This window comes from Streptomyces sp. NPDC090088, from assembly GCF_044747345.1.
In the GTDB taxonomy this organism is placed as follows: domain Bacteria; phylum Actinomycetota; class Actinomycetes; order Streptomycetales; family Streptomycetaceae; genus Streptomyces.
Genome location: NZ_JBIVDZ010000006.1, coordinates 393,086 through 419,304 on the forward strand (window position 1 = coordinate 393,086; position 26,219 = coordinate 419,304).

The 26,219-nt window shown below is 72.4% G+C and carries 25 protein-coding genes and 2 pseudogenes; 11 read left to right on the top strand and 16 right to left on the bottom strand.

What is annotated here, in order from left to right:
- Positions 1-975, bottom strand: coding sequence for an ArsR/SmtB family transcription factor (locus ACIPSJ_RS29620; RefSeq protein ID WP_401350651.1), 975 nt, complete (start codon positions 973-975; stop codon positions 1-3).
- Between the two features lie 100 nt (positions 976-1,075).
- Here ACIPSJ_RS29620 and ACIPSJ_RS29625 point away from each other — a divergent pair, with 100 nt between their 5' ends.
- Positions 1,076-2,275 (top strand): MFS transporter, encoded by a 1,200-nt coding sequence (locus ACIPSJ_RS29625; protein ID WP_401350655.1) that lies wholly within the window; start codon positions 1,076-1,078, stop codon positions 2,273-2,275.
- Here ACIPSJ_RS29625 and ACIPSJ_RS29630 read toward each other — a convergent pair.
- The 3 genes from ACIPSJ_RS29630 to ACIPSJ_RS29640 all read right to left on the bottom strand — a co-directional run bounded on the left by ACIPSJ_RS29630 (position 2,217) and on the right by ACIPSJ_RS29640 (position 5,125).
- Positions 2,217-3,155: an SPFH domain-containing protein gene (locus ACIPSJ_RS29630; RefSeq protein ID WP_355725158.1), complete on the bottom strand. Its 939-nt coding sequence runs from the start codon at positions 3,153-3,155 to the stop codon at positions 2,217-2,219. The two genes, ACIPSJ_RS29625 and ACIPSJ_RS29630, sit on opposite strands and share 59 nt — an antisense overlap.
- A 143-nt stretch (positions 3,156-3,298) precedes the next feature.
- On the bottom strand, positions 3,299-4,621 hold the full coding sequence (locus ACIPSJ_RS29635; RefSeq protein ID WP_401350657.1) for a hypothetical protein: 1,323 nt from the start codon (positions 4,619-4,621) through the stop codon (positions 3,299-3,301).
- Between the two features lie 96 nt (positions 4,622-4,717).
- Positions 4,718-5,125 carry a tautomerase family protein gene (locus ACIPSJ_RS29640; protein ID WP_401350660.1) on the bottom strand — a complete coding sequence of 136 codons (408 nt, stop codon included), beginning with the start codon at positions 5,123-5,125 and terminating at the stop codon, positions 4,718-4,720.
- A 117-nt stretch (positions 5,126-5,242) separates the two neighbouring features.
- Between ACIPSJ_RS29640 and ACIPSJ_RS29645 the strand changes: the two genes are divergently transcribed.
- Positions 5,243-6,127, top strand: a complete 885-nt coding sequence (locus ACIPSJ_RS29645; protein ID WP_401350662.1) for a LysR family transcriptional regulator — start codon at positions 5,243-5,245, stop codon at positions 6,125-6,127.
- Between the two features lie 62 nt (positions 6,128-6,189).
- On the opposite strand, the gene ACIPSJ_RS29650 is transcribed toward ACIPSJ_RS29645, so the two are convergent.
- From ACIPSJ_RS29650 to ACIPSJ_RS29665, 4 genes are all read right to left on the bottom strand, one after another.
- Positions 6,190-6,612 carry a TOBE domain-containing protein gene (locus ACIPSJ_RS29650; protein ID WP_359206934.1) on the bottom strand — a complete coding sequence of 141 codons (423 nt, stop codon included), beginning with the start codon at positions 6,610-6,612 and terminating at the stop codon, positions 6,190-6,192.
- A 187-nt stretch (positions 6,613-6,799) separates the two neighbouring features.
- Positions 6,800-7,585 carry a maleylpyruvate isomerase family mycothiol-dependent enzyme gene (locus ACIPSJ_RS29655; protein WP_401350962.1) on the bottom strand — a complete coding sequence of 262 codons (786 nt, stop codon included), beginning with the start codon at positions 7,583-7,585 and terminating at the stop codon, positions 6,800-6,802.
- Between the two features lie 90 nt (positions 7,586-7,675).
- On the bottom strand, positions 7,676-8,881 hold the full coding sequence (locus tag ACIPSJ_RS29660; protein ID WP_359206931.1) for an SPFH domain-containing protein: 1,206 nt from the start codon (positions 8,879-8,881) through the stop codon (positions 7,676-7,678).
- Positions 8,882-8,894: 13 nt separating this feature from the next.
- A complete protein-coding gene (locus ACIPSJ_RS29665) occupies positions 8,895-9,146 on the bottom strand; it encodes a hypothetical protein (RefSeq protein ID WP_355725149.1) in 252 nt (83 codons plus the stop codon).
- Between the two features lie 245 nt (positions 9,147-9,391).
- Between ACIPSJ_RS29665 and ACIPSJ_RS29670 the strand changes: the two genes are divergently transcribed.
- Entirely contained in the window at positions 9,392-10,057 is a 666-nt protein-coding gene (locus tag ACIPSJ_RS29670) for an N-acetyltransferase (RefSeq protein WP_401350665.1), read from the top strand.
- Here ACIPSJ_RS29670 and ACIPSJ_RS29675 read toward each other — a convergent pair.
- The 3 genes from ACIPSJ_RS29675 to ACIPSJ_RS29685 form a co-directional block, all read right to left on the bottom strand.
- Positions 10,054-10,185, bottom strand: coding sequence for a hypothetical protein (locus ACIPSJ_RS29675; protein ID WP_401350668.1), 132 nt, complete (start codon positions 10,183-10,185; stop codon positions 10,054-10,056). The genes ACIPSJ_RS29670 and ACIPSJ_RS29675 overlap by 4 nt on opposite strands.
- A gap of 79 nt (positions 10,186-10,264) precedes the next feature.
- On the bottom strand, positions 10,265-11,800 hold the full coding sequence (locus ACIPSJ_RS29680; protein ID WP_401350670.1) for a flavin-containing monooxygenase: 1,536 nt from the start codon (positions 11,798-11,800) through the stop codon (positions 10,265-10,267).
- A gap of 328 nt (positions 11,801-12,128) precedes the next feature.
- Positions 12,129-12,350 (bottom strand): hypothetical protein, encoded by a 222-nt coding sequence (locus ACIPSJ_RS29685; protein WP_355725138.1) that lies wholly within the window; start codon positions 12,348-12,350, stop codon positions 12,129-12,131.
- A 225-nt stretch (positions 12,351-12,575) separates the two neighbouring features.
- Here ACIPSJ_RS29685 and ACIPSJ_RS29690 point away from each other — a divergent pair, with 225 nt between their 5' ends.
- Positions 12,576-13,592: a DNA-directed RNA polymerase subunit alpha gene (locus ACIPSJ_RS29690; RefSeq protein WP_365688700.1), complete on the top strand. Its 1,017-nt coding sequence runs from the start codon at positions 12,576-12,578 to the stop codon at positions 13,590-13,592.
- Between the two features lie 111 nt (positions 13,593-13,703).
- Here the strand turns inward: ACIPSJ_RS29690 and ACIPSJ_RS29695 are convergent, their stop codons facing one another.
- Together ACIPSJ_RS29695 and ACIPSJ_RS29700 are read right to left on the bottom strand one after the other, a co-directional pair.
- Entirely contained in the window at positions 13,704-14,600 is an 897-nt protein-coding gene (locus tag ACIPSJ_RS29695) for a collagen binding domain-containing protein (RefSeq protein ID WP_401350964.1), read from the bottom strand.
- A gap of 60 nt (positions 14,601-14,660) precedes the next feature.
- Positions 14,661-16,154: pseudogene (locus ACIPSJ_RS29700) on the bottom strand (MFS transporter); the annotation flags it as partial.
- 465 nt (positions 16,155-16,619) lie between these two features.
- On the opposite strand from ACIPSJ_RS29700, the gene ACIPSJ_RS29705 reads away from it, so the two are divergent.
- Positions 16,620-17,633, top strand: coding sequence for an acyl-CoA desaturase (locus ACIPSJ_RS29705; RefSeq protein ID WP_401350674.1), 1,014 nt, complete (start codon positions 16,620-16,622; stop codon positions 17,631-17,633).
- 54 nt (positions 17,634-17,687) lie between these two features.
- On the opposite strand, the gene ACIPSJ_RS29710 is transcribed toward ACIPSJ_RS29705, so the two are convergent.
- A complete protein-coding gene (locus ACIPSJ_RS29710; RefSeq protein WP_401350677.1) occupies positions 17,688-18,950 on the bottom strand; it encodes a CdaR family transcriptional regulator in 1,263 nt (420 codons plus the stop codon).
- 194 nt (positions 18,951-19,144) lie between these two features.
- On the opposite strand from ACIPSJ_RS29710, the gene ACIPSJ_RS29715 reads away from it, so the two are divergent.
- The 4 genes from ACIPSJ_RS29715 to ACIPSJ_RS29730 are packed head-to-tail and all read left to right on the top strand — an operon-like array spanning position 19,145 to position 22,961.
- A complete protein-coding gene (locus ACIPSJ_RS29715) occupies positions 19,145-20,092 on the top strand; it encodes a substrate-binding periplasmic protein (protein ID WP_401350680.1) in 948 nt (315 codons plus the stop codon).
- Positions 20,093-20,101: 9 nt separating this feature from the next.
- Entirely contained in the window at positions 20,102-20,878 is a 777-nt protein-coding gene (locus tag ACIPSJ_RS29720; protein WP_401350682.1) for an amino acid ABC transporter permease, read from the top strand.
- Complete coding sequence (locus ACIPSJ_RS29725) at positions 20,875-21,675, top strand: amino acid ABC transporter ATP-binding protein (protein WP_401350684.1); 801 nt, start codon at positions 20,875-20,877, stop codon at positions 21,673-21,675. The genes ACIPSJ_RS29720 and ACIPSJ_RS29725 overlap by 4 nt, the downstream gene beginning before the upstream one ends.
- Complete coding sequence (locus tag ACIPSJ_RS29730; RefSeq protein WP_401350686.1) at positions 21,672-22,961, top strand: NAD(P)/FAD-dependent oxidoreductase; 1,290 nt, start codon at positions 21,672-21,674, stop codon at positions 22,959-22,961. The genes ACIPSJ_RS29725 and ACIPSJ_RS29730 overlap by 4 nt, the downstream gene beginning before the upstream one ends.
- A gap of 91 nt (positions 22,962-23,052) precedes the next feature.
- Here ACIPSJ_RS29730 and ACIPSJ_RS29735 read toward each other — a convergent pair whose 3' ends face one another.
- On the bottom strand, positions 23,053-24,156 hold the full coding sequence (locus tag ACIPSJ_RS29735; RefSeq protein WP_401350689.1) for a sugar ABC transporter substrate-binding protein: 1,104 nt from the start codon (positions 24,154-24,156) through the stop codon (positions 23,053-23,055).
- A pseudogene (locus ACIPSJ_RS29740) lies at positions 24,153-24,335 on the bottom strand (hypothetical protein); the annotation flags it as partial. The pseudogene ACIPSJ_RS29740 and the gene ACIPSJ_RS29735, both read right to left, overlap by 4 nt.
- Before the next feature lie 693 nt (positions 24,336-25,028).
- Here ACIPSJ_RS29740 and ACIPSJ_RS29745 point away from each other — a divergent pair.
- Together ACIPSJ_RS29745 and ACIPSJ_RS29750 are read left to right on the top strand one after the other, a co-directional pair.
- Complete coding sequence (locus ACIPSJ_RS29745; RefSeq protein WP_401350692.1) at positions 25,029-25,232, top strand: hypothetical protein; 204 nt, start codon at positions 25,029-25,031, stop codon at positions 25,230-25,232.
- 206 nt (positions 25,233-25,438) lie between these two features.
- A complete protein-coding gene (locus ACIPSJ_RS29750; RefSeq protein WP_359223140.1) occupies positions 25,439-26,209 on the top strand; it encodes an ATP-binding cassette domain-containing protein in 771 nt (256 codons plus the stop codon).
- Positions 26,210-26,219: the final 10 nt, after the last annotated feature.

A 26,219-nucleotide genomic window follows, 5' to 3' on the forward strand; every position in this document is an offset into this window, starting at 1 on the left:
CTAAGTGGCGGAACGGTTCCCGGCCTCCACGACCGCGTCCCCGGCCGCCGTCCGCGAGTACAGCACCGACCGGCCGGCCCGGCGCCGCTCCGCCAGACCGGCGTCGAGGAGCACCTTCAGATGCCGGCCGACCGAGCCGAGGCCCTGGCCGGTCACCGCGGTCAGCTGGGTGGTGCTCAGGGGGGTATCCAGCAGCACCAGCACGCCGGCGCGCGCGCCGCCCAGGAGCGCGGTCAGGGCGGCGGGGACGCTCCGGGCGGCCGGGTCGGAGAGCGCGCCGGCGCAGGGGTAGACCAGGGCGTAGCGGTCCGGCTCCTCCCAGGAGACCCAGCCGGACTTCGGAGTGACCGGGACGAGGAGGAGATCGGCGCCGGAGATCTCGCGGGGCGGGTACTCGTGCAGGTTGACCTGGAGCCGGTTGGCGCCGAGCCAGCGGGTCCGGCCCGGCCGTACCGAGTCCAGCACCTCGGCCCAGCCGCCCCGGCTGACCTGCGCGGTACGGGCCACCACGTCCGCCTCCAGGATCCGCCGCCGGCGCTCCCAGGACGGCCGTACGGCCGCCTCCCACACGTACGTCAGCAGGTCGGCCGCGCGGTCGGGCAGGTCGTCGCGGTCCAGGACGGCGGGGAGCGGGCCGGCCAGGGCGACCCTCAGGTGCGCGCGGGCCGCGTCGGGGCGGGCGGACCGCACCCGCGCGATGCCCTCCCCGGCGCTCTCGCCGTCCCGGGGGGTGGGGGTGAGGAAGTCGGCGGTCCACACCCGGCCGAGACCGGCGCGGACGAGCGCGGCGGTGACCGGGTCGGCGGCGAGCCGCGCCCGGTAGCCGGGCAGCCGCGCGTCCAGCCAGGCCCGCTCACCGGGGTGCGCGGCGGTCCCGCCGTGCAGCAGCCGCAGGCTCGCGAAGGTCTCGGCGAAGGGGGAGACCACGAAGCGGCTACGGGCGAGCGTGTCCGCGTTCAGCTGCCACCAGCCCAAGAGGTCTCCTGGTCGTGAGAACGGCCGCGAGGCCGCGAGGACCTTTCGCGTCCGCGCGAAACAATAACGCCCAGGCCGAGCTCCCCCGAGACTCCCCGTCATGCCCACCACCCGTTACCGGTCCCTGTTCCGCACGCCCGAGTTCACCCCGCTCTTCCTCGGCGCCGCCGCCCACAACGCGGGCGGTACCGTCGGCGGCCTCGCCCTCGGCACGCTCGTCTACCGCTCCACCGGCTCCCCCCTGCTCTCGGCGCTGAGCATGTTCGGGCCCTCGCTGGCCCAGGTGCTGGGCGCGACCTTCCTGCTCTCCGGCGCGGACCGGCTGCCCCCGCGCACCACCCTCGCCGCGATCTCGCTCGTCTTCGCCGTCGCCACCGCGGGCCTGGCCCTGCCCGGCCTCCCGGCCGGCGCGCTGCTCACCGTCGTCCTGCTGCTGGGCCTGGTCGCCGCGCTGGGCGGCGGGGTCCGCTGGGGCCTGCTGAACGAGATCCTCGCCAAGGACGGCTATCTGCCCGGGCGTTCGCTGTTCAACATGGCGAGCGGGCTGGTGCAGATCGCCGGTTACGCCACCGGCGGCGCGCTGCTCGCCGCCGTCTCCCCGCGCGTCTGCCTGCTGCTCGCGGCCGGCCTCTACCTGACGGCCGCCCTCGCCCTGCGCCTAGGCCTGACCGCCCGCCCGCCGCGCGCGGCCGGCCGCCCCTCCGCCGCGGCGACCTGGCGCACCAACGCCCTGCTGTGGTCCTCCCGCCCGCGCCGGCTCACCTATCTCGGCCTGTGGGTGCCCAACGGCCTGGTCGTCGGCTGCGAGTCGCTGTACGTGCCGTACGCCCCCGGCTCGGCGGGCACCCTCTTCGCCTGCGCGGCCCTCGGCATGCTCGCCGGGGACGTGACCGTCGGCCGGCTGCTCCCGCCCGCCGTCCGCGCCCGGGCGGCCACCCCGCTGCTCCTGCTGCTGGCCACGCCCTACCTGCTCTTCGCCCTGCACCCGCCGCTCGGGCTCGCGGCCGGCTGCGCCGCCGTCGCCTCCGTCGGGTTCGGCGCGAGCCTGGTCCAGCAGGAGCGGCTGATGAAGCTGACCCCCGACGAACTCAGCGGCCACGCCCTCGGGTTGCACTCGGCCGGCATGCTGACCATGCAGGGCGTGGGCGCCGCGCTGGCGGGCTCGGTGGCGCAACTCACCTCGCCCGCCCGCGCGATGACGCTCCTCGCGGGCGCGTCGCTCGCCGTGACGCTGGCGCTGGCTACGGCCGCTCGACGGGAGCGGACGGCTCCTGCGGCTCCGGTTCCCGCGGCGCGGTGAGCTCCGGCGCCGGGGTGAACTTGTCGGCGACGGAGGCGATCTGCTCGATCCCGGCCCTGAGCGCGGCCTGCCCCTCCGGGCCGTCCAGCTCCCGCTCGTTCTTCTCGACCTCCTGGTCGAGCCGCTTGGCCGCCCGGTCGAAGTAGCGCAGCATCTCGACCGGGAAGGGCATCACGAGCGTGGAGTTCTTCTCGGCGGCGACCTCGACGACGGTCTGCAGCAGCCGCAGCTGCATCGCCTCGGGGGTGTCGGACATGATCTTCGAGGCGTTGGCGAGCTGCTGCGCGGCCTGGAACTCGCCGTCCGCGGTGATGACCCGGGCCCGCCGCTCCCGCTCGGCCTCGGCCTGCCGGGACATGGACCGCTTCAGCGACTCCGGGAGCTGTACGTCCTTGATCTCGACGCGGTCGATGTGGATGCCCCACTCCGCGGCCGGGCTGTCGATCATCAGGGCGAGGCCCTCGTGCAGCCGCTCACGGTCGGTCAGCAGGTCGTCCAGGTCGCTCTTGCCGATGATGGACCGCAGGGAGGACTGGGCGACCTGGCCGACGGCGAAGACGTAGTCCTGCACCTCGATGGCGGCCCGCACCGGGTCGGTCACCCGGAAGTAGACGACGGCGTCGACCTTCACCGACACGTTGTCCTTGGTGATGCCCTCCTGGGTGGGCACCGGCATGGTGACCACCTGCACGTTCATCTTGCGCATCCGGTCGACGAAGGGGATGAGGAAGGTGATCCCCGGGCGCCGGAACTCCGGCTGCGCCTTGCCCAGGCGGAACACGATCCCGCGCTCCACCTGGTTGACCACCCGCATCCCGCTGCGCAGCACGAGCAGGGCCAGCACGACGACCAGTACGCCCCCGACAACGGCGCCGTCCATGGGCACACACTCCATTCTCGACGTGATCCGGACAGGATTCCGGACATGGAGGATGACACCGGCCGGGCCCGCCCGGATGCGGGTGCCCGCGTCAGGAGTGCGTAAAGAAAGCGCGCCGGGCCCTACGGGGGACGCGCCGGGCCCTACGGGGAAGCGGAGCCGCCGGTTTTCGGCGGGGCGTCGCCGAGCCCGAACTGGGCGGCCTCCAGCGTCCCCGTCCCGCTTCCCGAGGCGCGGACGGCGGCCAGGGCCAGGGTGAGGTCGTTGTCGGTGGCGTACCGGGTGTACCAGATCTCGTCGATGCCGAGCTGGGCCAGGGCGCTTCGCTGGGCCTGGGTCGGGGCCGGGTCGGTCAGGTACTGCCGGGAGACGATCCGCTGGTCGGTGTCGGCGAAGGTGAAGTCGGCCTGGTCGGCGCCGTCGTGGTAGGTCCAGCGGACCTTGCTGAAGTAGTCCCGGGGATACGCCGGGTCGTCGTACGGCACCGGCGCGGACTCGGTGGCCGTCACCGTCCGGGTGTCGTGGGCGCCGACCAGTCGCTTGCCGCTCTTCGTGTCGTCGACGAGGAAGACGGGGACGGTGGCGGAGTCGTACTCCTCGCGCAGATGCAGGTCGGCGCCGATCACCGCGTACGGGCCGACGCTGCCGCGGCCCCAGCGCCAGTGCGCGACGCCGTAGGGGAAGGGCCGGTTGCCCCAGTTGTGGTCGTGGTAGCCGTGGCCGGTGAAGGCGCGCTGCTTCCCCTGCACGGTGACCGTGCCGGTGGCCGTGCCGGACGGCACCGCGCACAGCCAGCCGAAGTGGTGGTCGGTGTCGCCGAAGTAGATGACGCCGGTGCCCGGCCGGAACGGCCGCACCAGGCTGGTCAGCGTCAGATCGACGCCGACGTCCCCCGACCGACCCTTCATCCGGTACGTCTTCAGGTCGCCGGTGAAGGTGTAGGGGCCGAGCCGTACGTCGCACCGGTCGGTGGAACCGCTGAACTCGGCCCAGTCGTGGTCCCGCACGCCGCCGTGGCCGGTGCCGTCGGGGTCGGTGACGATGACCGCCGACTTGGGCCTGCGGCGGGCCTCGCCCGGCTCCGGGACGAATCCGTCGTCGAGCCGGGTGCTCAGGGTGAAGGAGACGACCGTGCCGTCGTCCCCGGTGAAGTCGGAGTACCACCACTCGAAGACGTCCGGGTCGTCGTTCTGGCCGGCGGTGCGGAAGCCGTCCTCCCACTGCTGGACGGTGCCGGGGGTCAGGCCGGTGCGCGTGTAGTCGGCGGCGGTGTGGCCGTAGGCGTTGGCCGTACGGCCGCCGCCCGGGGCGCTCGCGCTCGGCGTGACCGGCACCGGACTGGCCGGGGCGGCCTCCGTCTCCGTCCTTCCGGCGCAGGCCGACGTCCCGAGGACCGGCAGCGCGGTGGCCAGTCCGGCCGCGGTGGAGCCGCGCAGGAACACGCGACGGGAGGGTGCTTCACGCATCAGGATGCCTTCCGATCGACCCCGCTGCCTCCCAGTTGACTCCGGGGCGGCGGGCCGGGCATCCGCGCGAGGACCGGACGGGGGGCGGCGGTCGGCTCAGGCGGCGCCGGGGATGCCCAGGTCGCCCTCGACGTACTGGGCGCGGCCGAAGCCGAAGGACCAGTCGGCGGCGGAGTTCTCGACGTACCCGATGAACACGTCCTCCCCGGCGACGCCCACCGTCGCCAGGGCGGCGGCGATCGCGGCGTACAGCTTCTGCTTGACCTCGGTCGGGCGCCCGGACTGCGTGAAGATCTGGAGCATGACGACGCCGTCGCCGCGGTCGAAGCCAAGCCCCGCGTCGAGCGCGAGGATTCGGCCGGCCTCGTGCTCGGTGACGATCTGGAAGCGGTCCCGCTCCGGGATGCCGAGCACATCGACGAGAGCGGTGTGGACGGCGTCGGCGACGGCCCGGACCTGGGCGTCGTCACGGCCCTTGACCAGGTCGATACGGACCAGCGGCATGGGAACTCCTTCGGGGGCGTAGGTGCCGGGGTGTGTCTCCAGGATGGGCCGGAGCCTCCCATAGGGCAAAGACCTGGGTCTTCCACCACCTATAAGGAACTGGAATAGAGTGAGGTCATGGAGGTTCGCACGCTGCAGTACTTTCTCGCGGTGGCCGAGGAGAGGTCGTTCACCCGGGCCGCGGCCCGCTGCCACGTGGCCCAGCCGGCGATCAGCCAGCAGATCCGTGCGCTGGAACGGGAGCTGGGCGAGGCGCTGTTCGAGCGGGACTCCCGCACGGTCCGGCTCTCCGCGGCGGGGGAGGCGCTGCTGCCGCACGCCCGCGCGGCCACGGCCGCCGTCGCCGCCGCCAAGGCCGAGTTCGCGGCCCGCTCCGGGCTGCTCACCGGGAACCTGGCGCTGGGCGCCGCCGACGGCGTCGAACACAGCGGACTGCCCGCCCGGCTCGGCGCGTTCCACCGGCAGTACCCCGGGGTGAGCGTGCACCTCGTCGACGGCACCAGCGCCAGCCTGGTCCCCCAGGTACGGCAGGGCTCCCTGGACGCGGCGTTCGTCGCCGTACCGCCCGGGGGTCTCGACCCGGGCTTCGGACACCGGGTCCTGGTGCGGGACGAGATCGTCGCCGTCGTGGCCGCGGACCGCCCGCAGGCCCGGCGGCCGGCCCTGACCCTGCCCGAGCTGGCCGGCACCCCGCTGATCACCTACGGCCCCGACAGCGGCCTGCGCCCCCACCTGCTCGCGGCCTTCGCCGAGGCGGGCGCGCCCTTCCGGCCGGCCTACGCCACCAATCACGTGGCCCTGCAGATCGAGCTGGTCGCCGAGGGTGTGGGCCTCGCGCTGGCGGGCGGCGCGGACCCCGCCATCACCGCGGACCCCCGTGTGACGGCGGTCCCCCTCACCCCGCGCATCCCCTACGCCAAGGCCCTCATCTGGCGTGCGGGCCCGCACGCCTCGGCGCCGCTGCGGGCGTTGCTGTCCCTGCCGGACCCGCCCGGTGCGTGACGCCGGGCGGCCCGTCTCGGGCGCGGGTGCCGTGCCCGTCGCAGGCCTGCGCCCGATCGGACTCAGGCGGTCGCGAGGGCCACTTCGGTCGCCTTGACCAGTGCGACGACCGGTGAACCGGCCGTGAGGCCCAGGTCGGTGACGGCGTCCTTGGTGATCGCCGCGGTGAGGTGCTGACCCCCGTCGACGGCGACCTTGACCGTGGCCATGGCCCCGCCGGTGGCGACCTCGCTGACCGTGCCCGGCAGCTGGTTGCGGATGGACACCCCGGACACGCGGCCGGTGGCGAGCGCGACCTCGGTGGACTTCACCATGGCCCGCACGGCCGACCCCTCGGCCAGCCCCAGATCCTTCACCGCCTCCAGGGTGATCGCGGCGGTGAGTTCCTGACCGCCGTCGAGACGCACCTTCACGGTCGCCATCACCTCCCCGGGCGCGACGGCGGTGACGGTGCCGGGAATCTGATTGCGGATGCTCAGGCTCATGACGAACGCCTCACGGGGGAGAGGGGCGGGGGAAGGATGATTTGGCAGCCTTTGTACCGGCCGCGTGCCCACAACCTAGCCGCTTCGGCGGCGGCCGGTGCGCTCCCCGTCGCATCCGCCCCCCGAGCCTTCGCCCGCCCCTGGCAATTCGGAGAAACCGTTGCCGAGCGGTCGCGCCGCCTGCGGCCTACTCCTCCGGCTCCCAGGCGCGGAGCAGGTCGAACAGCCCCCCGTCCCCGTCGATCCGCACGGAGTCCGCCGGGACACGGCCGTAGAGGAAGAGGACCAGCTCGCCGGCCGTGCCCCGGGCGGAGACGCCGGGCGCGTCCGGGTCCTCGCCGGTGACGGTGGTGGGCAGACGGGCGGCCCGTGCGCCGTCCCCGTCGACCGTGAGGCGCCAGGAGCGGCCCTCGGCGGCGTGGAAGTCGAAGGAGGTGGGCTTGTGCGGCCAGGCGGCCGGCGTCGCGACGCAGGTGGCCAGGAACTCGTCCAGACCGTCGAGCGCCACCTCGTCCGGCAGTGGCCGCGGGGCGCCCTGGGCGACCTGGGCGTCGTAGGTGTGCACCGCGGTCTCCTGGACCCGGTGCCGGGCGACGGCACCGGAGTTCCGCGGCGACTGCGACGCACCCCACCACGTCCAGCAACCGCGCTCCTCGCCCGCCTCGCGCAGCGCGCTCAGCAGCAGCCGGGTCGACTCGGCCAGCCAGGCCAGCAGAGCCTCACGCTCCCGCGGCGCGGCCACGGCGGCCCGCTCGGCGACGGCCTTCGCCGGCGGACCGTCGGCGGGTCCCGCGCCGACGACGGCGGCCCAGAAGCGGTCGCCCCCGCCCAGGTGCTCCGCCAGATCGAACAGCGTCCACTCGGGGCAGGTCGGCACCCGTACGTCGAGGCTGGGCGCGGAGGCGACCGCGGCACGGAAGTCGGTCGACCGTTCGTCGATCAGCCGCCGCAGGTGGGAGAAGTCAGGTGTCATGGCCACACCGGGTGTCTATCACCGTGCTCCGGCGCCGGACAGCGAATTTCGCCGCCGGGCCGCCGAAGCGGCGGCCCGGCGGCCGACCGGTCAGTCGACGTCCACCGGACCGTCGTCGCTCGGCTTGCGGCCCTTGCTGGTGGGCAGCTGGAGCAGGCCGCCGCCCGCGCCGCTCTCCGCGGGACGCCCGCCGCCGGGGCGCTGGCCGTCGGAGTCCGCGCCGCTCAGGTTCTGCCGGACCGAGTCGAGGATCGTCAGGCCCTGGGACACCAGGCCGGCGGCGATCTCACCGAGGCCGTCGGCGCCGTTGAGGACGTTGACGTTGGCGCCGGCGAGGCCGCCGGCGGCCTCCTTGACGATCTGCGGGAGCTGGTCGATCAGCATCCGGTCGAGCGCGACCCGGTCGTACGAGGCCGCCGCCTCCGCCTGGATCTTCATCCGCTGCGCCTCGGCCGCCGCGAGGATCCTGACCCGCTCGGCCTCCGCCTCGGCGGGCCGCACGACCTCGGCGACCAGCTGCTCCCGGCGCAGCTTGGCCTGACGCTGGGCCAGCTCCGTCTGGGCGGCCAGCACCTCCTGCTGGGCGTGCGCCTGCGCCAGCGGTCCGGCCTGGCCGGCCTGCGCCTGGGCGCGGTCCACCTCGGCGGAGTACTCGGCCTTCACGATCGCGGTCTGCCGGGCGTACTCGGCCTGCTTGCGGGCCGCCGCCTGCTCCGCCTCGACCGAGGCCTGGGTGGCCTGGGCCTGGGCGATCTGGGCCTGCCGCTGGATGGCCGCCTTGTGCGGGGCGGACATGGCGTCGATGTAGCCGGTGTCGCCGTCGTCGATGGACTGGATCTGCAGCGAGTCGACGATCAGGCCGATCTTCGCCATCTCCGTCTTCGAGGTGTCCAGCACCTCCGCGGCGAGCTTCTGCCGCTCGGTGACGATCTCCTCGACGGTCATCGAGCCGATGATGGCCCGCAGGTGACCGGCGAAGATCCGGCCGGTGAGCACCGACATCTGCTCCTGGTCGGAGAGGAAGCGCTGACCGGCGTTGATGATGCTCTCGTGGTCGTTGCCGACCTTGAAGGCGATGACCGCGCGGACGTGCAGCGCGATGCCCTGTCTCGTCACACAGGTCTCGGTGACCTCGGACTCGCACATGGACAGGGTGAGGAACCGGACCTTCCGGAAGACCGGCAGCACGAACTTCCCGTGCCCCGTCACCACTCGGAACGGCGCGCCCCCCAGTCCCCGCCTGCCCCCCGAGATCAGCATCGCCTCGTCGGGAGCGGGTACGCGGTATCCGAACATTTCCTGTTACTCCTCAGCCGGCCTCGGCGGTGTCCCCGCCGAGCGCGTCCAATGGATCCGCCCATTCGATGACGCCGACCTCGCGGCATCCCCGTGATTCGATCACGAGCACCGTGGCACCCACGGGCAGGGGCTCCTCCGACCAGGCGAGAAACGTCTCGGAACCGCCTCTGACCCGTACCAGGACCTCGCCTGGGCCGCCGGAACCGCGCGTTCCGATGAGCACTTTCCCCATGCGGCCGATCACGGCCTCGTCCTGCGGCATCACCGGCCGTCCTCCTCGTCCTGGCCCCATGATTCCGACGATAAACCCACTCGGCCCGGGACCCAACGGCCAGGAGACCACGGGTCATATCGCACGGGCGGCGCATTAGACTCCGCCCCGGTCGGCATCGAGCGTCGAGTCGGCGTCGAGCCCGGCCGACTCGGCCGCGGGGTTCTCCAGGGGGGCACGTGTTCTGGTCACGGAGACGGCGGGGGAGAGCGGCGCCCAGACTCCCGCTGCCCGGCGTGTGCGGGCATCGCCGGCACACCCTGCGCACGGCGCGGCTGCTGCTCTACAGCCCGGAATCATGGCTGGACCTGGCGGCCGCCCTGGCCGCCGCCTCGGACCCCGATGCCCAGCAGTGGCTCGGCTGGGAGGAGGAGCGGATCCTCGGCGAAGAGGCCCGCGAGGCCCTGCTGGCGCTGCGCCCGGGCGACACCGATGCCCTCCGGTCGTCCGTCCGGATCCGCCGGCTGCTGGCCCACACCATGGATCCCAGCCCCGGCACCGTGCCCCTGATCGGCGTGCGTACGGACGACGGCAGATACGCCGGGGTCACCGAGCTGGATCCCGCCTCCGGACAGCTGACCGCCTGGCTGGCTCCCCACGCCCGCGACCACGCGTTCACCGTGGAGCTGATCGGGGCGGCCGCGGTGCTGGGCCATACCCACCTGGGCCTTCGGACCGTCCGGGTGGCATACGACCCGAGGCACGCGGAGACCGGACAGGCGCTGACGGCCGCGCGCTTCGTCCCCGCCGACGGCCCGCCGCGCCACACCCTGCCGAACGGCCGGGAGGTCGGCATCCGGTGGGTACAGCACACCGCCCCCGGCCCGGTGACCCGCTGCCGCGGCGCCGGACCTTCGGCACCGGCCGCCCGCACGGAGGGCGCGCCGGCCGAAGAGCGCTAGAACGCGGACCGTCCGGAGGACGAACCGCCCTCGCCCTCCGTCCCGTAGAACCGGCCCCGCTCGCACAGGGCGTCGATCTCGGCGTCGTCCTCCTCGTCCTCCTCGCTCAGCTGCGCGTCCAGCGCCACACCGATGACCCGCCGGGCGCGGGCCGGCCGCCGGGCGACATCCCGTTCCGCGACGAAGCGGTGCCGTCGGACGTTGTGGTCATCCCTGGGCCCGCGCTTCTTCGGCGGCGGTCGGGGCGGCCGGGGTGGTCGGTACTGGCCGCAGGGTGCGGTCGAGGCCGGAGTGCAGGGTGGTCAGCGAGTCCAGGACGTAGTTCTGGCGCACCTTCCACGGGGCCCGGTCGCCCTGCCGCGGGAAGGCGGTGATGGAGCGCCGCACATAGCCGGAGGCCAGATCGATCAGCGGGCGCGTGCCCAGCGGCCCGGCGGGCTCCGGTACGACCGCCGGGTACCCCCGGCGGCGCATGTGGTTGAGGACCTTGCACACCAGACGGGAGCTGAGATCCGCCCGCAGGGTCCAGGACGCGTTCGTGTAGCCGATGCAGAAGGCGAGGTTGGGGGCGCCCGTCAGCATCGCGCCCCGCCAGACGAACTGCCCCGGCAGATCGAGGAGCCGCCCGTCGACGGTGAACGCGACGCCGCCCAGCGGCAGCAGCCGCAGACCGGTCGCCGTGACCACGATGTCGGCCGGCAGGGTCCGCCCGGACCGCAGCCGGACGCCCTCGGGGACGAACGTCTCGATGTGGTCCGTGACGACGTCCACCGCCCCCGAGCGCAGCGCCCGGAACAGGTCGGCCTCCGGCACCGCGCACAGCCGCTGGTCCCAAGGCGCGTACGGCGGCGTGAAGTTCTCCCGTACGGACCTCTCGTCGCCGACCGCGCGCAGGGTCGCCCTGGTCAGCAGCGCGCGCGCCGACTCCGGGCGGCGCCGGCAGTACTGGTAGAAGGCGGTGCCGAACAGGATGTTCCGGGCCCGTACGGCGCGGTGCGCCACCCCGCCCGGCAGCAGCACGCCCAGCGCCTCGGCGAGCCGGTCCCGCTGGGCGCGGGAGACGATCCAGGTCGGCGTCCGCTGCACCATCGTCACATGCGCCGCGTCCCGGGCCATCGCCGGTACGAGGGTGACCGCGGTGGCCCCGCTCCCGATGACGACGACCCGCCTGCCCCGGTGGTCCAGGTCCTCGGGCCAGAACTGCGGGTGGACGACGGTGCCGGTGAAGGATTCCCGGCCGGGGAAGTCGGGGTCGTGCCCGCGGTCGTAGTCGTAGTAACCGGTGCACGAGTACAGGAAGGCGCACGTCAGGGTCCCCGTGCGGGTGGTGCCGTCGGCGCCGGTCTCGCGCACGGTCAGGGTCCAGCGGGCCTCGGGCGTGGACCAGTCGGCGCGCAGCAGTCTGGTACGGAAGCGGACGTGCCGGTCGACGCCGGACTCGGCGGCGGTGTCCCGGACGTAGTTCAGCACCGACTCCCCGTCGGCCAGCGTCTGCCGCCCCCGCCAGGGACGGAAGGGGTAGCCGAGCGTGAACATGTCGGAATCGGAGCGCACCCCGGGGTAGCGGAACAGATCCCAGGTCCCGCCGATCGCGTCCCGGGCCTCCAGGATCGCGTACGAGCGGTCGGGGCACTCGGACCGGATCCGGTACCCGGCACCGATGCCGGACAGTCCGGCGCCCACGATCACCACGTCGAGGTGCTCGGGCGCCGCTTCTCTGGGAGCGCTGCTGGTGCGGGTCATGTCCCCAGTCTGCGAACAGGACGTCCGAGAGGGGTGGAACCGAGTCGGTTCCACCCCTCCGCGGTACGTGTGGGAATCAAGCCGCCTTGGGTCGTGCGGCACGCAGGCCCGAGGCGGGCCCGAGTGCGTCCTCGTCGTGCAGATAGGTGTCGTCCTCCCCGAAGTCCGGGGCCTGGAAGGGGTTGGTCGCCGGAGGCGGCGATGCCGCGGCGGCACGGCGGGGTTGCCCTTCCAGGGCGGAGAACAGCGACGTCAGATCGATGAGAGCTCTCGCTTTCGGTACAGGTCCCGGAGGGGGCCTGGCGTGCCGTGACCGGGCACAGCGGTCCTACAGTTTGGTCATTTTGGCGTACGGACTCAGGATCCGCATCTGTGTCGAGCCGAAATCCACGAGTGCCGCGATTCCGTCCTCGATGCCGATCACCCGGCCGAGGCCGTACATGTCGTGGTTGACCTGGTCGCCGACAGCGAAATGCTTGAGAGCCGGGACGACCGGGGCCTTGAAGGGGCTGGTGGGCAAGTGACGCTTCGGTGCAGCAGGCTTTGTCATCGTCCCCAGTATGCGCCCAGGAACCCTGCGGGTGGCCGAATCCGGGGGGCAGGAGTGGCCGATCGCCGACCTCCGGGGCCCTTCGCGGCGGCTCCGCCGAGCCCTCCGACCGGCGCCCGGACGGGCGGGCTCGGGCGGTTCGGCTTTTTCGGTGGCCGAACCGCCCGTACCCTTTCGGGACTACGGCGTCACATAGCGGGCGCCAAACACTGGAGGCCATACCCCGTGCTGATTGCTCAGCGTCCCTCGTTGACCGAAGAGGTCGTCGACGAATTCCGCTCCCGGTTCGTGATCGAGCCGCTGGAGCCGGGCTTCGGCTACACCCTCGGCAACTCCCTTCGCCGTACCCTCCTGTCCTCGATTCCCGGCGCTGCTGTCACCAGCATCCGGATCGACGGCGTGCTGCACGAGTTCACCACCGTGCCGGGCGTCAAGGAGGACGTCACCGACCTGATCCTCAACATCAAGCAGCTGGTCGTCTCCTCGGAGCACGACGAGCCCGTGGTGATGTACCTGCGCAAGCAGGGTCCGGGTCTGGTCACCGCCGCCGACATCGCGCCCCCGGCCGGTGTCGAGGTGCACAACCCCGACCTGGTCCTGGCCACGCTCAACGGCAAGGGCAAGCTGGAGATGGAGCTGACGGTCGAGCGCGGCCGCGGTTACGTCTCCGCCGTCCAGAACAAGCAGCTGGGCCAGGAGATCGGCCGCGTCCCGGTCGACTCGATCTACTCGCCGGTGCTCAAGGTCACGTACAAGGTCGAGGCGACCCGTGTCGAGCAGCGGACCGACTTCGACAAGCTGATCGTCGACGTCGAGACGAAGCAGGCCATGCGGCCGCGTGACGCCATGGCGTCGGCCGGCAAGACCCTGGTGGAGCTGTTCGGTCTCGCCCGCGAGCTGAACATCGACGCCGAGGGCATCGACATGGGCCCGTCCCCCACGGACGCCGCCCTGGCCGCCGACATGGCGCTGCCGATCGAGGAACTGGAGCTCACGGTCCGGTCCTACAACTGCCTCAAGCGGGAGGGCGTCCACTCGGTGGGCGAGCTCCTGGCGCGTTCCGAGGCGGACCTCCTGGACATCCGCAACTTCGGTGCGAAGTCCATCGACGAGGTCAAGGCGAAGCTGGCCGGCATGGGCCTGGCCCTCAAGGACAGCCCGCCCGGATTCGACCCCACCGCCGCCGCCTTCGACGCGGACGACAACGGGAACGCGGGTTTCATGGAGACCGAGCAGTACTGATCGGTACCGACCGGTACTCATCGGTACTTATCGGTACCGACCGGTATTGATCGCGGCACCGGCCCCCGAGCCCTCCCGGACTACCCGGGAGGGCTCGGGGGCAGCCGCACTCTAGAAGGCCGGCCCGCCGGCTTCCGGCGCGCTCTCCGGCCCGTTCGTCTCCTGCTCCTCGTGGGAGAGGTAGAGGTCGAAGCCGTCCTGCCCGACGCCGTGCACCCGGACCGGGGCGGCCACCGGCGGATAGCCGGAGGCGACCACCGTGTACTCGGTGCCCGGCAGGTCCGGGAAGGCGTACTCGCCGTCCTCGCCGGTGGTGCGGGTGGCGACCACGTTGCCGGCCGAGTCGAGCAGCGCCACCCGGGCGTCGGTCAGCGGCGCGCCGCTCCTGCCGCGGACGGTGCCGCGGACCGCGGCGGCCGGAGCGAGGAACACGTCCTGCGCGGCCCCGGCGTCCCCGACGGTCACCGTGGTGGCGGTGGGCCGGTGGCCCGCGGCGCTCACGGTCAGGACGTACTCCCCGGCGGTCAGTTCGCCGAGCCGGTAGCCGCCGTCGGCGCCGGTGACGGTGGAGTCCGCCACCTCGCCGTACAGGTCGGTGGCGACCACCAGGGCTCCGGTCACCGGGCGGTCGGCGGAGCGGACGCTGCCGGTCACCCCGGTGGTGCCGGCCAGCACCAGGTTGTACTCGACCGGGGAGCCGCCCACCGCGAGGGTGGCCACCTGCGGCTGGCGCCCGGCGGCCGAGCCGACCAGGACGTACGAGCCCGCGGCCGGGACATGCACCGTGTAGCGGCCCGCCGAGTCGGCGAGGGCATGGCCGAGTTGACGGCCCACCGGGTCGATCACCGTGACCACGGCACCCGGCACCGGGACACCGCCGAAGGCCGCCAGCACCCGGCCGTACACCGGCACACCCGCCGCCGGACCCGGCAGATCCACCAGGGTCGCGGCCCGGGGCCGGACCAGGGGCGTGGCCTCCTCTTCCGCTCCTTCCGCAGCCGCGGCCATGCCTTCGGTCCGGTCCTGGGTCCGGTCCTCGGCCTGGTCCTGGATCTGGGTCTGGGCCAGCGGGCTGCCCTTGCGGTAGAGCACCGCCGCGAGGACGGCGGCGACGACGAAGAAGCCGGCCGCCCACCAGTAGGCGGTGGCGTAGCTGTGCAGCGCGGCGTTGGCCTTCACCAGCGGGGTCACCGGGTGGTGGTCCTTGACGTAGTCGGTCGCCGAGGTCGCCGCCAGGGTGGAGAACAGCGCGGTGCCGATGGAACCGCCGACCTGCTGCATGGTGTTGGTGGTCGCCGAGGCGACGCCCTGGTCCTGCGGGGCGACACCGAGGGTGGCCAGGCTCATCGCGGGCGGCATCACCATGCCGATACCGGCACCCATGATGATCAGCGGTGCCAGCACGTCCGAGGTGTAGGCCGAGTGCAGGTCGAGCCGGGTGAGCCAGACCATGCCGGCGGCGGCGAGGAGCGCGCCGACCGGGACGATCGGCTTGGCGCCCACCCGGGGCACCACGACGATGGTGGCCAGCTGCGCGAACACCATCAGCGCCCCGATCATCGGGAGGAAGGCCAGACCGGTCTTGACCGGTGAGTACCCCAGCGTCTCCTGCAGGTAGTAGGTCAGGAACAGGAAGATCCCGAACATGCCCGCACCGGTGACGAACACGGAGAGATAGGCGGCCGCACGGTTGCGGTCGGCCAGCACCCGCAGCGGCAGCAGCGGGTGGGCGGTCCGGGTCTCCCAGAACGTGAAGAGGGCCAGCAGCACGCCACCGGCGGCCAGGAACGCCCAGACCATCCAGTTGCCCCACGGGTGGGTCTCGGCGTTGGCGAAGCCGTACACCAGCGAGAACATGCCGCCCGCGGCGAGCAGCGTGCCCAGCGCGTCCAGCCGGGGACGCGCGCCCTTCGCGGGGCGGTGCACGAACACCATCGTGCCGATCACCGCGACGACCGCGATCGGCAGGTTGACGTAGAGGGTGTACCGCCAGTTCAGGTGTTCGGTCAGGACGCCGCCGAGCAGCAGGCCGATGGCACCACCGCTGCCCGCGATCGCGCCGTAGACGCCGAACGCCTTGGCGCGTTCCTTGGCATCGGTGAAGGTCGTGGTCAGCAGGGACAGCGCGGCGGGCGCGAGCAGCGCGCCGAACACGCCCTGGACGGCCCGGCCGACGATCAGCATCGTCAGGTTCTGCGAGGCACCGGCCATCGCGGAGGCGCCGGCGAACCCGATCAGGCCTATCAGCAGCGTGGTCTTACGGCCGAAGAAGTCCGCGAGCCGGCCGCCTAGCAGCAGCAGCGAACCGAAGGCCAGCGAGTAGGCGGTGACCACCCATTGCCGGCCGTCGTTGGAGAACCCCAGGTCCCGCTGGGCGGACGGCAGGGCGATGTTCACGATCGTCGAGTCGAGCACCACCATCAGCTGGGCGAGGCCGATGACGGCCAGCACCCACCACCGGTGCGGTGCCTGGTGCTTGGCACCCCGGGCGGACGAGGACGCGGTGGACGCGGACGCGGGTGACGCGGCGTCGGCGCGCGCGTCGACAGAAGTGGATGACATGGCAGTGCTCTCCGGAAGCGGTGCTGATGGTGCTGGTGGGTTCTGCGGTCGATGCGTCGCCGCCGGGGCTGCCGCTCCGCAAACTGATCGAAACAGTTTCGTACACTTGGAGGCTAGGCATTTCAGGAGCGAAATGCAAAGGATTTGAGCGATGTCACATTCAAGCTGATCAAGGCGGCAATGAGGCTCGACCTCCTCTTTGCTTTCCCTTTGCTCATTGCGTTGTCTGGGGTGTCCGGCAACGCAGGACGGCGGGCTGCGGCCTTCGTGCACGCCTTCAGCGCGCCGCCCACGGAGATCCGGTTCCGCGACGTTCACGCCCTGGCCATCGGCGGCGGCCTGCGCGGATGCCGCCCGGTGCGATCGTGGGCAGCGGACCACCGACCGCGCCCGAAACCACCCGGGCGCGCGATGCGGGTCGGTCCACCACCGGCTCCGCGAAGCCTGAGCGATGGTGAGGAACCGATGACCCCGACGCCCCCGATGAACCCGAGCGACATCGCCCGTACCGAACCCACCGCCACCTCACCCCAAGCCGATTCCGGGGCCAAGCCCCTGCTGGACGCTCCCCGGACGGCCGCGGCGGGTGTGGCGATGTGGATCTTCGTCTTCGCCCCGCCGGTCTCCCTGATCGCCGTGGTGCCCTTCGCTTGGGGCTGGGGCCTGTCCGCACTGGACCTCGCCATGGCCGTGGTCTTCTACGTCGTCTCCCTGGCCGGCCTCACGGTCGGCTACCACCGCCTCTTCACCCACCGCTCGTTCAAGGCCCGGCGGGGCCTGCGGATCGCCCTCGCCGTCGCGGGCTCGCTGGGGATCGAGGGCTCCCCGGTCCAGTGGGTGGCGAACCACCGCCGCCACCACGCCTTCGCCGACCGCGAGGGCGACCCCCACTCGCCCTGGCGCTACGGCACCGACACCCGCGCACTCCTCAAGGGACTCCTCCACGCCCACATCGGCTGGATGCTGAAGCGCGAACTGAGCAACCGGTCCAGGTTCGCCCCCGACATCGCCGCCGACCCCGACCTACGGCTCATCGGCAACCTCTTCGGCCTCCTGACCGCCGTCTCCCTGCTGGCCCCGGCGCTGATCGGCGGCCTAGCCACCGGCACCTGGACCGGCGCTCTGACCGGCTTCTTCTGGGCCGGCGTCATCCGGATGGCGCTACTGCACCACGTCACCTGGTCGGTGAACTCGATCTGCCACGTCGCCGGCAGCCGCCCCTTCGCCAGCCGCGACAAAGCCACCAACTTCTGGCCCCTCGCCCTGCTCTCCTTCGGCGAAAGCTGGCACAACTCCCACCACGCCGACCCCACCAGCGCCCGCCACGGCGTACTCCCCGGCCAACTCGACCCCGCGGCCCGCCTCATCCGCACCTTCGAAAAACTCCACTGGGCCCACGACGTCCGCTGGCCGAACCCGGACCGCCTCCCCACCCGGCTCCTGCCCAGGCAGGCCGTCCCGAACGAGTCCACGGGCTGACCCGCCCCGAACACCCGTCGCCGTCCAGGACCCGGCCGGCCGGCGTCGCCCGGTTCAGCCCGCGCTCGGCCGGCCGCCCGGATCGCCGGGCCTCTTCACCGGCGTCGTCCGGCGCTCCCGGCGATGCCGTGGCGCGGCGGAGTCGGCGGCGCCGCCCAACTGGTCTGCCAGGCAGGCGAGGTAGAGCGCCATGGTGGTGCGGTGTTCGCGCAGCGGGCGGCCGGTGATCTGCTCGATCTTGTTCATCCGGTAGACGACGGTGTTGCGGTGGACGTGCAGGGCCTCGGAGGTCCTGACGAGGTTGAACCCGCTCTCGCACCAGGCGGTGATCGTGTCGCGGAGCGCCGGCCAGTCCGGTTGGGCGCGCAGGTCCGCGGTGGTGAGGTCGAGCAGCCGGTTGCGGGCGGACTGGCTCACCGAGGTCAGGACCTGGTGGACGCGCAGATCGGTGATGAGGTGGACCGGGGAGCCGCTCGCCAGCCGGGTGCCGAGGCGGAGCGCGTCGCACGCGTCCTGGTAGGAGTCGTGCAGGCCGCCGACGGAGGCGGCCGGCTCGCCGATGCCCGCACGGGCTGCCAGGCCGTCCTGGGCGGCGATGACGTCGGTGACCCGCCGGCAGTCGGCGGCCAGGGACGCCGTGGAACTCCCGGCCGGGATCCGGTGCAGGACGCCGATCCAGCCGGGGGCCGTGGTGGCGATGATGTCCTGGGGGTCGGCGAAGACCTCGCCGACGGTGCGGAGCAGTTCCGATCGGACCAGTGCCAGGCGGGGGGCGGCCTGACGGGGGGCGGCCGCGACGGGCACGGTCACCTCGAACGCCACCGCGACCCGCCGCAGCCGCAGGTCGAAGCCGAGTTCGGCGGCCCGGAACACGAGGAACTCACCCTCGACGACCTCGGGATCGTAGGCGGCGATGTCGGCCAGCAGCTTCTCGCCCGCGCGCTCGGCCAGCAGCCGGGAGCGCAGCATCACGGACTCCCGCAGCAGGATCTCCGTCTGGCGCTTCACCAGCAGGCCGAACCGCCGGACCTGGGCCGGCGTACCGGTGATCCCGACCGTGCCCACCGCCTGCCCGCCCGCGATCAGCGGCAGGGTCATCCCGGGGCGCACTCCGCGCAGCAGCTGAGCCTGGGACGCGTCGTGCGTGGCGGCCTCCTGCGTGCGGACGACCTGCACGGACGCCTCGTGGAAGGTGCCGACGCGGCTGCTGTCGCCGCTGCCGATGACCATGCCCTCCGCATCGGTGATCAGCACGTTGAAGCCGATGACGGCGGAGGTGTCCCCGGCGATCTCCTGCGCGAGTGAGGGGCTCAGCACGGGCGCTCCTCCCGTCGCGGGGCGGCTCGGGCTTGGACGCACCGTACAGGGGAGGGAACGATTCCGGCCACAACTGTGTACGAAGTGACCGGTGACGTACGGCGGTCCGCTCCTTAACGTATGGCCCCAATCACATCCCCGCCGGGGGCACAGAGCGGTGAACGGCGGGCTCCCTCAGCCGGAACGGAAGGCTCATGCCGATGATCCGTGTGCGCTCCATCGCCGCCTCTTTCTCCACCTTCCTCCTCCTTTCCTCCGTCGCCGCCTGCGGGTCGGGCGGTGACGACGCCCCGAAGAACGTCTCCGCGCAGACCGCCGCGCTGGGCACCCTCACGCCCGGCGTCATCAAGGTCGCCGTGGAGCCGTACGCCCCGTACACCACCGTCAAGGGCGGCAAGATCGTCGGCCTGGACGGCGACATCCTCGCCTACGCGGCCAAGAAGCTGGGCCTGGAGATCAAACCGCAGGTCACGGACTTCGCCGGCATGCTCGCCGGGGTGCAGTCCCGCCGGGTCGACATCACCATCGGCGGGGTCGCCTGGTCCGCCGAGCGGCAGAAGCAGGGCCTGTTCACCGACCCGCCCTACTACTCGCCCCCCGCGATGGCCGTCCGCGACGGCAAGACCTACAAGACGGTCGACGACCTGGAGAACCTGAACCTCGGCACCGTCGAGGGCTACGTCTGGGTCAAGTCGATCCAGTCCGTGCCCGGCGCCGAGCTGCACGCCTACCCGGACGCCAACGGAGTCTTCGACGACCTCGGCGCGGGCCGCATCGACGTCGGCTTCCTCGACCCGCTGCTCATCATCGCCGCCCAGAAAGAACGCCCCGACCTCAAGATCAGCACCGAGTACCTCACCCCGCCCACCGCCGCGCAGGTCAAGGCGAAGCCCGCCTACTCCTACTTCCAGCCGTACCAGACCGGCTTCTACCTCCCCAAGCAGGAGCCGAAGCTGGAGAAGGCGATCTCCGCGCAGATCGACGCCATGTACCAGAACGGCGAGCTGGCCAAGCTCATCAAGAAGTACGGCGGCGACCCCGAGCAGTTCCTCAAGCCCTCCGCCGACATGGCCACCGCGCGCCGGGGCGTGGACCGGCCCGCGGACTGGACCCCGCCGACCGTCGGCTCCGCCGGCCAGTGAGGGGATGACATGTCCGGCTTCTTCCAGGTCCCCTGGTCCGACTACCGCCCCGACCTGATCGCCGCGCTCGGCCGCACCGTGTCGTACACCGTGGTCAGCTTCGCCGGCGCGGTGCTCCTCGGCCTCGCGGTGGCCCTGCTCCGGCTGAGCCGGGTGTGGCCCGCACGGGCCCTCGCCGCCGTCTACACCGAGGTGTTCAAGAACGTCCCCCTCCTCGCGATCATCTTCCTCGCCTACTTCGGCCTGGCCTCGGCCGGAATCCGGCTCGACGTGTTCACCGCCGGCTGCCTGAGCCTCGTCGTCTTCTACGCCGCCTACCTCTCCGAGATCTTCCGCTCCGCGATCAGCGGCGTGCACGCCGGACAGACGGAGGCGGGCGAGGCACTGGGCCTGGGCCGGGCCGGCATCTTCGGCCACGTGGTCCTGCCGCAGGCCGTCCGGCTGGCCCTGGCCGGCACCAACACCATGCTCGTCGACCTGCTCAAGTCCACCTCGCTGCTCGTCACCATCTCCGCCGCCGAACTGATGTCGGAGGGACGGCTCATCACCTCGGCCACCTTCCGGGCGCTGGAGGTCTACCTGGTGATCTCCGCCGTCTACTTCGTCCTGTGCTACCCGCTCTCCCAACTGCTCCTGCTGCTGGAACGGAAGGTACGGGCCGGCGTCCCCCTCTCCCCGTGGCGACGCCGGCGGATCCGCGCCGCCCGCGCCCTGCTCGCCGCCGACCTCGGCACCGGTTCCGGTTCCGGCACCGCGGCAACCGACCGGAAGGAGGCGGTCGTATGACCGAGCCCGTGACCACCGCCGAGACCGACACCACGTGCGCGTCGCCCACCGAGGCGGTCGTACGCATACGAGGGCTCCGCAAGGCCTTCGACGGCCGTACGGTCCTCGACGACGTCGACCTGGAGGTCGACCGGGGCAGCATCGTGAGCGTCATCGGGCAGAGCGGCGGCGGGAAGACGACGCTGATGCGCTGCGTCAACCTGCTCGAATCCCCGGACGACGGCACGGTCGAAGTGGCCGGCGAAGTGGTGCACCAGGCAGGCCGCAAGGTCTGCCGGGACCTGCCCGGACTCCGTCGCACGGTCGGCATGGTCTTCCAGCGGTTCAACCTCTTCCCGCACCTCACCGCCGTGGAGAACGTCGTACTGGCCCAGCGCGCGGCCGGTGTCCCGGAGGAGGAGGCGCTGGAGCGGGCCGTCACGCTGCTGCGCCGGGTCGGCGTGGCCCACCGCGCGCTCGCGCAGCCCGAGATGCTCTCCGGCGGGGAGCAGCAGCGGGTCGCCATCGCCCGGGCCCTCGCCCTCAAGCCCGAGGTGCTCCTCTTCGACGAGCCCACGTCCTCCCTCGACCCCGAGGCCACCCGGGAAGTGCTCAGCGTGATGCGGGAGCTGGCCGCGGACGGCATGACCATGCTGCTGGTCACCCATGAACTCCCCTTCGCCCGCGAGGTGTCCGACCACGTCGTCTTCGTCGACCGCGGCCGGATCGTGGAGGAGGGCAGGCCGCAGGAGGTCCTGGACAACCCCGCCCAGGCCCGGACCCGGGAGTTCCTCGCCTCGTACGGAACCCGGTCATGACCGCCACGCCCGGTCTGGTCGGTGCCGGCCCCGTGGTGGTGGTCGGCGGCGGAGTCGTGGGCCTCTGCACCGCCTACTACCTGTCCGAGGCCGGCCTCCCCGTGGAGGTCGTCGAGCGGCGCGGCCTGGCCTCGGGAGCCTCCCGCGGCAACGCGGGCTGGGTCTGCCTCAGCCACTCCACCCCCGTCCCGGCCCCCGGCGTCGTCCGCTACGCCCTGCGCTCACTGGGCCGCCCGGACTCCCCCCTGTACCTACGACCGCTGCCCGACCCGGCGTTCGTCCGCTGGCTCTGGCGGTTCTGGCGCAGCAGCACACCGGCCGCCTTCCAGCGCGGCTACGCGGCGATCGCCGAACTGAACCGCGACACCTTCGACCTCTTCGACGGCCTGCGCGCGGCCGGCGTCGACACCACCCTCACCCGCCCCGGCATGGTGCACGCCTTCCTGTCCCCGGCCGAGGCCCGCCACCACCTCGCCGTCCAGCGGGAGATGGCCGACGGCCGCTACCCGCTCCCCGACGACGTCGTCACCGGATCCGCGGCCCGGCTGCTGGACGAGGCACTCTCGGACCGGGTGCGCGCGGCCTACCTCGTCGAGGGGGAGGGCGTGGTCGACCCGGAGGCGTTCGCCCGCGCGCTCGGCGAGAGGCTCGCCGCGTCGGGGGTGAAGCTTCACGAGAACGCGGAGGCCACCGGCTTCCGCACCGCCGGAGACCGGGTCACCGCACTGCGCACCACCCAGGGCGACATCCCCTGCGCGGCCGTCGTCATCGCGGCCGGCACCCGCTCCTCGACCCTGCTCAGCCGCCTCGGCCATCCGCTGCCGCTCCAGGCGGGCAAGGGCTACAGCTTCTCGGTCGACCTGGACCCGGCACCCCGGCACACGCTCTACTTCGGCGAACGCCGGGCCGTCGCCTCACCGATCGGCACCACCACGCGCATCGGCGGCACGATGGAGCTCAGCGGCAACAACAACCGCCTCGACTGGCGCCGCGTCGTCGCCGTCGCCCTCGCCAGCCGGCACTACCTGGGCCGCTGGTTCGACGACCCCGACGACCTCGTCGGCCTGATCCGCGATCCCTGGGTCGGCGGCCGCCCCTTCCTCCCCGACGGCCTGCCCGTCATCGACCGCGTCCCGGGCCGGACCAACGCCTACGCCGCCACCGGCCACGGCATGCTCGGCATCACCCTGGGCCCGGTCACCGGCCACCGACTCACCCAGTACCTCCTCACCGGCCACCGCCCCGATCCCCTCACCCCGTTCCGCTTCGACCGACTCCACAGCTGAGCAATCTCCAAGAGGGAGGGACGCAAAAAGCCCAGACCGTGATCAGTCCGGGCCTTTTCCCCGGTGCCCGCTCGCGCCCGTCCCTGCCCGGCTACGGAGTCAGTCCTGCCTTCGCGCAAGCGGCCCGCAGCTGTGGTGTGCAGATCTGAGGGACGGTGTACACGCCGTCCTTGACGAGGGTCTGCTTGATGTTGGCGGTCGTCACGGCGACCGGGGTGAGGAGCACGGACGGGATGTGGTGGGTGGTGGGGCTGTCGGTCGTCGTCGTGGCGATGGTGCGCAGCTTCTCGCCGCGGCCCAGGGCGACGGCCATGGCAGCGGCTGTTTCGGCTTCCGCGCGGAAGGACTTGTACACCGTCATGGACTGCTCACCGTTGACGACGCGCTGCACCGCGTCGAGGTCGGCGTCCTGGCCGGTGACCGGTGGAAGGCGCCTTACGTGGGCGCTCTTGAGTGCGGAGATGACGCCTGCCGCCATGGAGTCGTTGGCGGCGAGGACGCCGTCGATCCCGCCCGGGCCCAGGGCCGAGATGGCGGCGGACATGTTGGCGTTCGCGTTGTTCGTGCTCCAGCCGTGGGTGTCGTAGGAACGGCCGATCCTCACCTTGCCCCGCAGGACGGACAGTGCGCCCCTCTTGTACCACGCGGCGTTGGGGCTGGTCGGGTCGCCGTTCATCATGACGATGGTCCCGTCCTTGGCCGGGGGGTGCATGGCCTTGAGGAGAGCCTGGCCCTGCAGCGTTCCGACCTGTATGCCGTCGAAGGTGACGTAGCCCGAGATCGGCCCCTCGGCGAGCCTGTCGTAGGCGACGACGGGGACGCCCGCGTTGTGCGCCTCCTGGACGGTGGAGCGCAGCGCCCTGTTGTCGGTGGCGCCGAGGACGATGACCCTGGCCCCCTTGGTGATCATGGCGATCATCTGTTGCCGCTGGGCCGTCGAGTCGTCGTCGGCGTTGGCATAGGTGATGTCGCAGTGCGGGCAGAGCTGTCTCACCCGTTGCTCGATCAGCGGCTTGTCGGAGGTCTCCCAGCGCGGCACCACCCGGCTCGGCAGCAGCAGGCCGACGGTGAAGCTGTCCGTGGTGGCCGCTCCGTTCCCGGTACAGGCGGCCGAGGGCATGGTCAGCAGACCCGCGACAAGCACGCCCACGGCATACCGCGTACGAGACGTTACGTAAGGGCTACGACACGTCATGATCGGTCCCCGTCCTTGGCGCCCGGTTCCGCGCCCACGGAAGCCGGTTCACGATGAGGTACTGCTATCTCGCCGCACACCTGCTTGCCGCCGGCCACCGGCACCGTGCCGAAGGACTCCGACATCGCCTCGACCAGGAGCAGACCCCGGCCGCCGGTCGACTCCCAGTCCACGATCACGAGGCAGCCGAGCCGTGCGCCCGCGGCGCCCAGGGGCAACGCACCGAGCGACGTCCGGGCTCGCGGCGGCGCCGGACACCCCTCGGGACAGGACGCGAGTGCCGCGGGGGTCAGCCACACGGAGTGTGCGGCGCGGAAGGCGCGGGCCGCAGGCGAGCCGCCGGACAGGGGCAGGCGCTCCGGCAGCCCGTACTCGGCAGGGGCGCATCCGGCCGTGTCCACCGACCGAAGGGCGTCAGAACCTGTGTCGGGCAGATAGAGCACTGCCGATGCCGCTCCGGCGAACGTCAGGGCGCGGGCGCTCACGGGGGTCTCCGACCCCGGTGGTGCTCCGGAGTCCGCGCCGCCGGCCTCGGCCGTCCCCGGCTGCGGGAGTCCGGCCCCGGCGCTGCCGTCGTGAGGCATCTCCGCACCCACCTCCCGTCCGTGCCGGGGTGCCGACACGGCTACCGCTGGTGACTCCCCCTACCAGAATCGCATAGCGGGATGAAACGGATAGATTGCCGTCATCCCGGCCACGCGGCACCGGGTTCGCAGTTCACCGTGGCCGGTGTCACACTGGCGAGGTGGTCGTTCTGCGGCTTTCGCCTGGTCCGGGCGGGTGCCGAACGAAACCCCGCCCCGCCCCGGCGGGCCACTCTGATGCGCCGCGACTGCCGTCGCGGCGCCCCAGGGAGGAGGGAGGTCTCGCGTATGGAAGCCTGCGTCCGGGACACCGCCCCCGTCCTGGTCCTCAACGGCGTCCACGCCTCCGACGACGGCCTCGCCGCCGGCGGTATCGCCGCCCTCAAGGCCGACAAGGCGACCCCGCTGCCCCCCGCCACCGGGCAGGACGCCCAGCTCGCAGCCGTACGGCGCGTGGTCAGCGCCTGGACGGGGTGGCCACCGGGCGGGTGAAAACCCGCGGCGGCGCGGAGGTTCCGGCCGTGCTGCTCACTCCGGTGACCGTGGTCCTTGCCACCATCAAGAACACCTTGGTGAAGGACGGCGTGTACACACTCGAACACGTCTGCCCCCGTCACTCGCGGGCGACTGCCACCAGGCCGGGCTGACCTGACAGGCGGGACCGGCCGGCCCCAGGCCCGGGAAGGAGATGGATTCTCTTGCCGCCCCCCTTGCTCGCCCTGCACGGCGTGTGCAAGCGCTTCGGCGTCGTCGAGGTCCTCCGGGACATCGAGCTGGAGATCCACGCCGGCGAGGTCCTTGCCCTCCTCGGCGACAACGGAGCCGGCAAGTCCACCCTGGTCAAGGTGATCTCCGGGGTCGCTCCCGCGGACCGGGGGAGCATCGAGTGGGAGGGTCGGCCCGTGCACATCCGGCGTCCTCAGGACGCCCGGGACCTCGGCATCGCCACCGTCTACCAGGACCTGGCGCTGTGCGGAGGCCTCGACGTCGTCGGCAACCTCTTCCTCGGACGAGAGATCCGCAGGTTCGGCTTCCTCGACGAAGTGGAGATGGAGCGCCGCACCACGCAGCTGCTGGAGCGCCTGACCCGGAGCATCCCCGATCTGCGCGGTCCCCTGGTGTCGCTGTCCAGCGGCCAGCGGCAGACCGTCGCCATCGCCCGCTCGCTGCTCGGCGACCCGCGCGTCCTTCTTCTGGACGAACCGACCGCGGCGCTGGGGTTCGAGCAGACCAGCGAGGTCCTCGACCTCGTCGACCGTCTCCGTGACCAGGGCCTGGGGGTCCTGCTGATCAGCCACAACATGGGCGATGTGAAGGCCCTCGCGGACCGGGCCGCCGTGCTGCGGCTCGGCCGCAACAACGGCTTCTTCGACGTGAGCACCACCCCCCAGGAGCAGATCATCTCCTCCATCACCGGCGCCACGGACAACGTGCCCCGCCGGCCGGCCCACCGCGAGGCCGAGTGGTGAAAGGGATGCG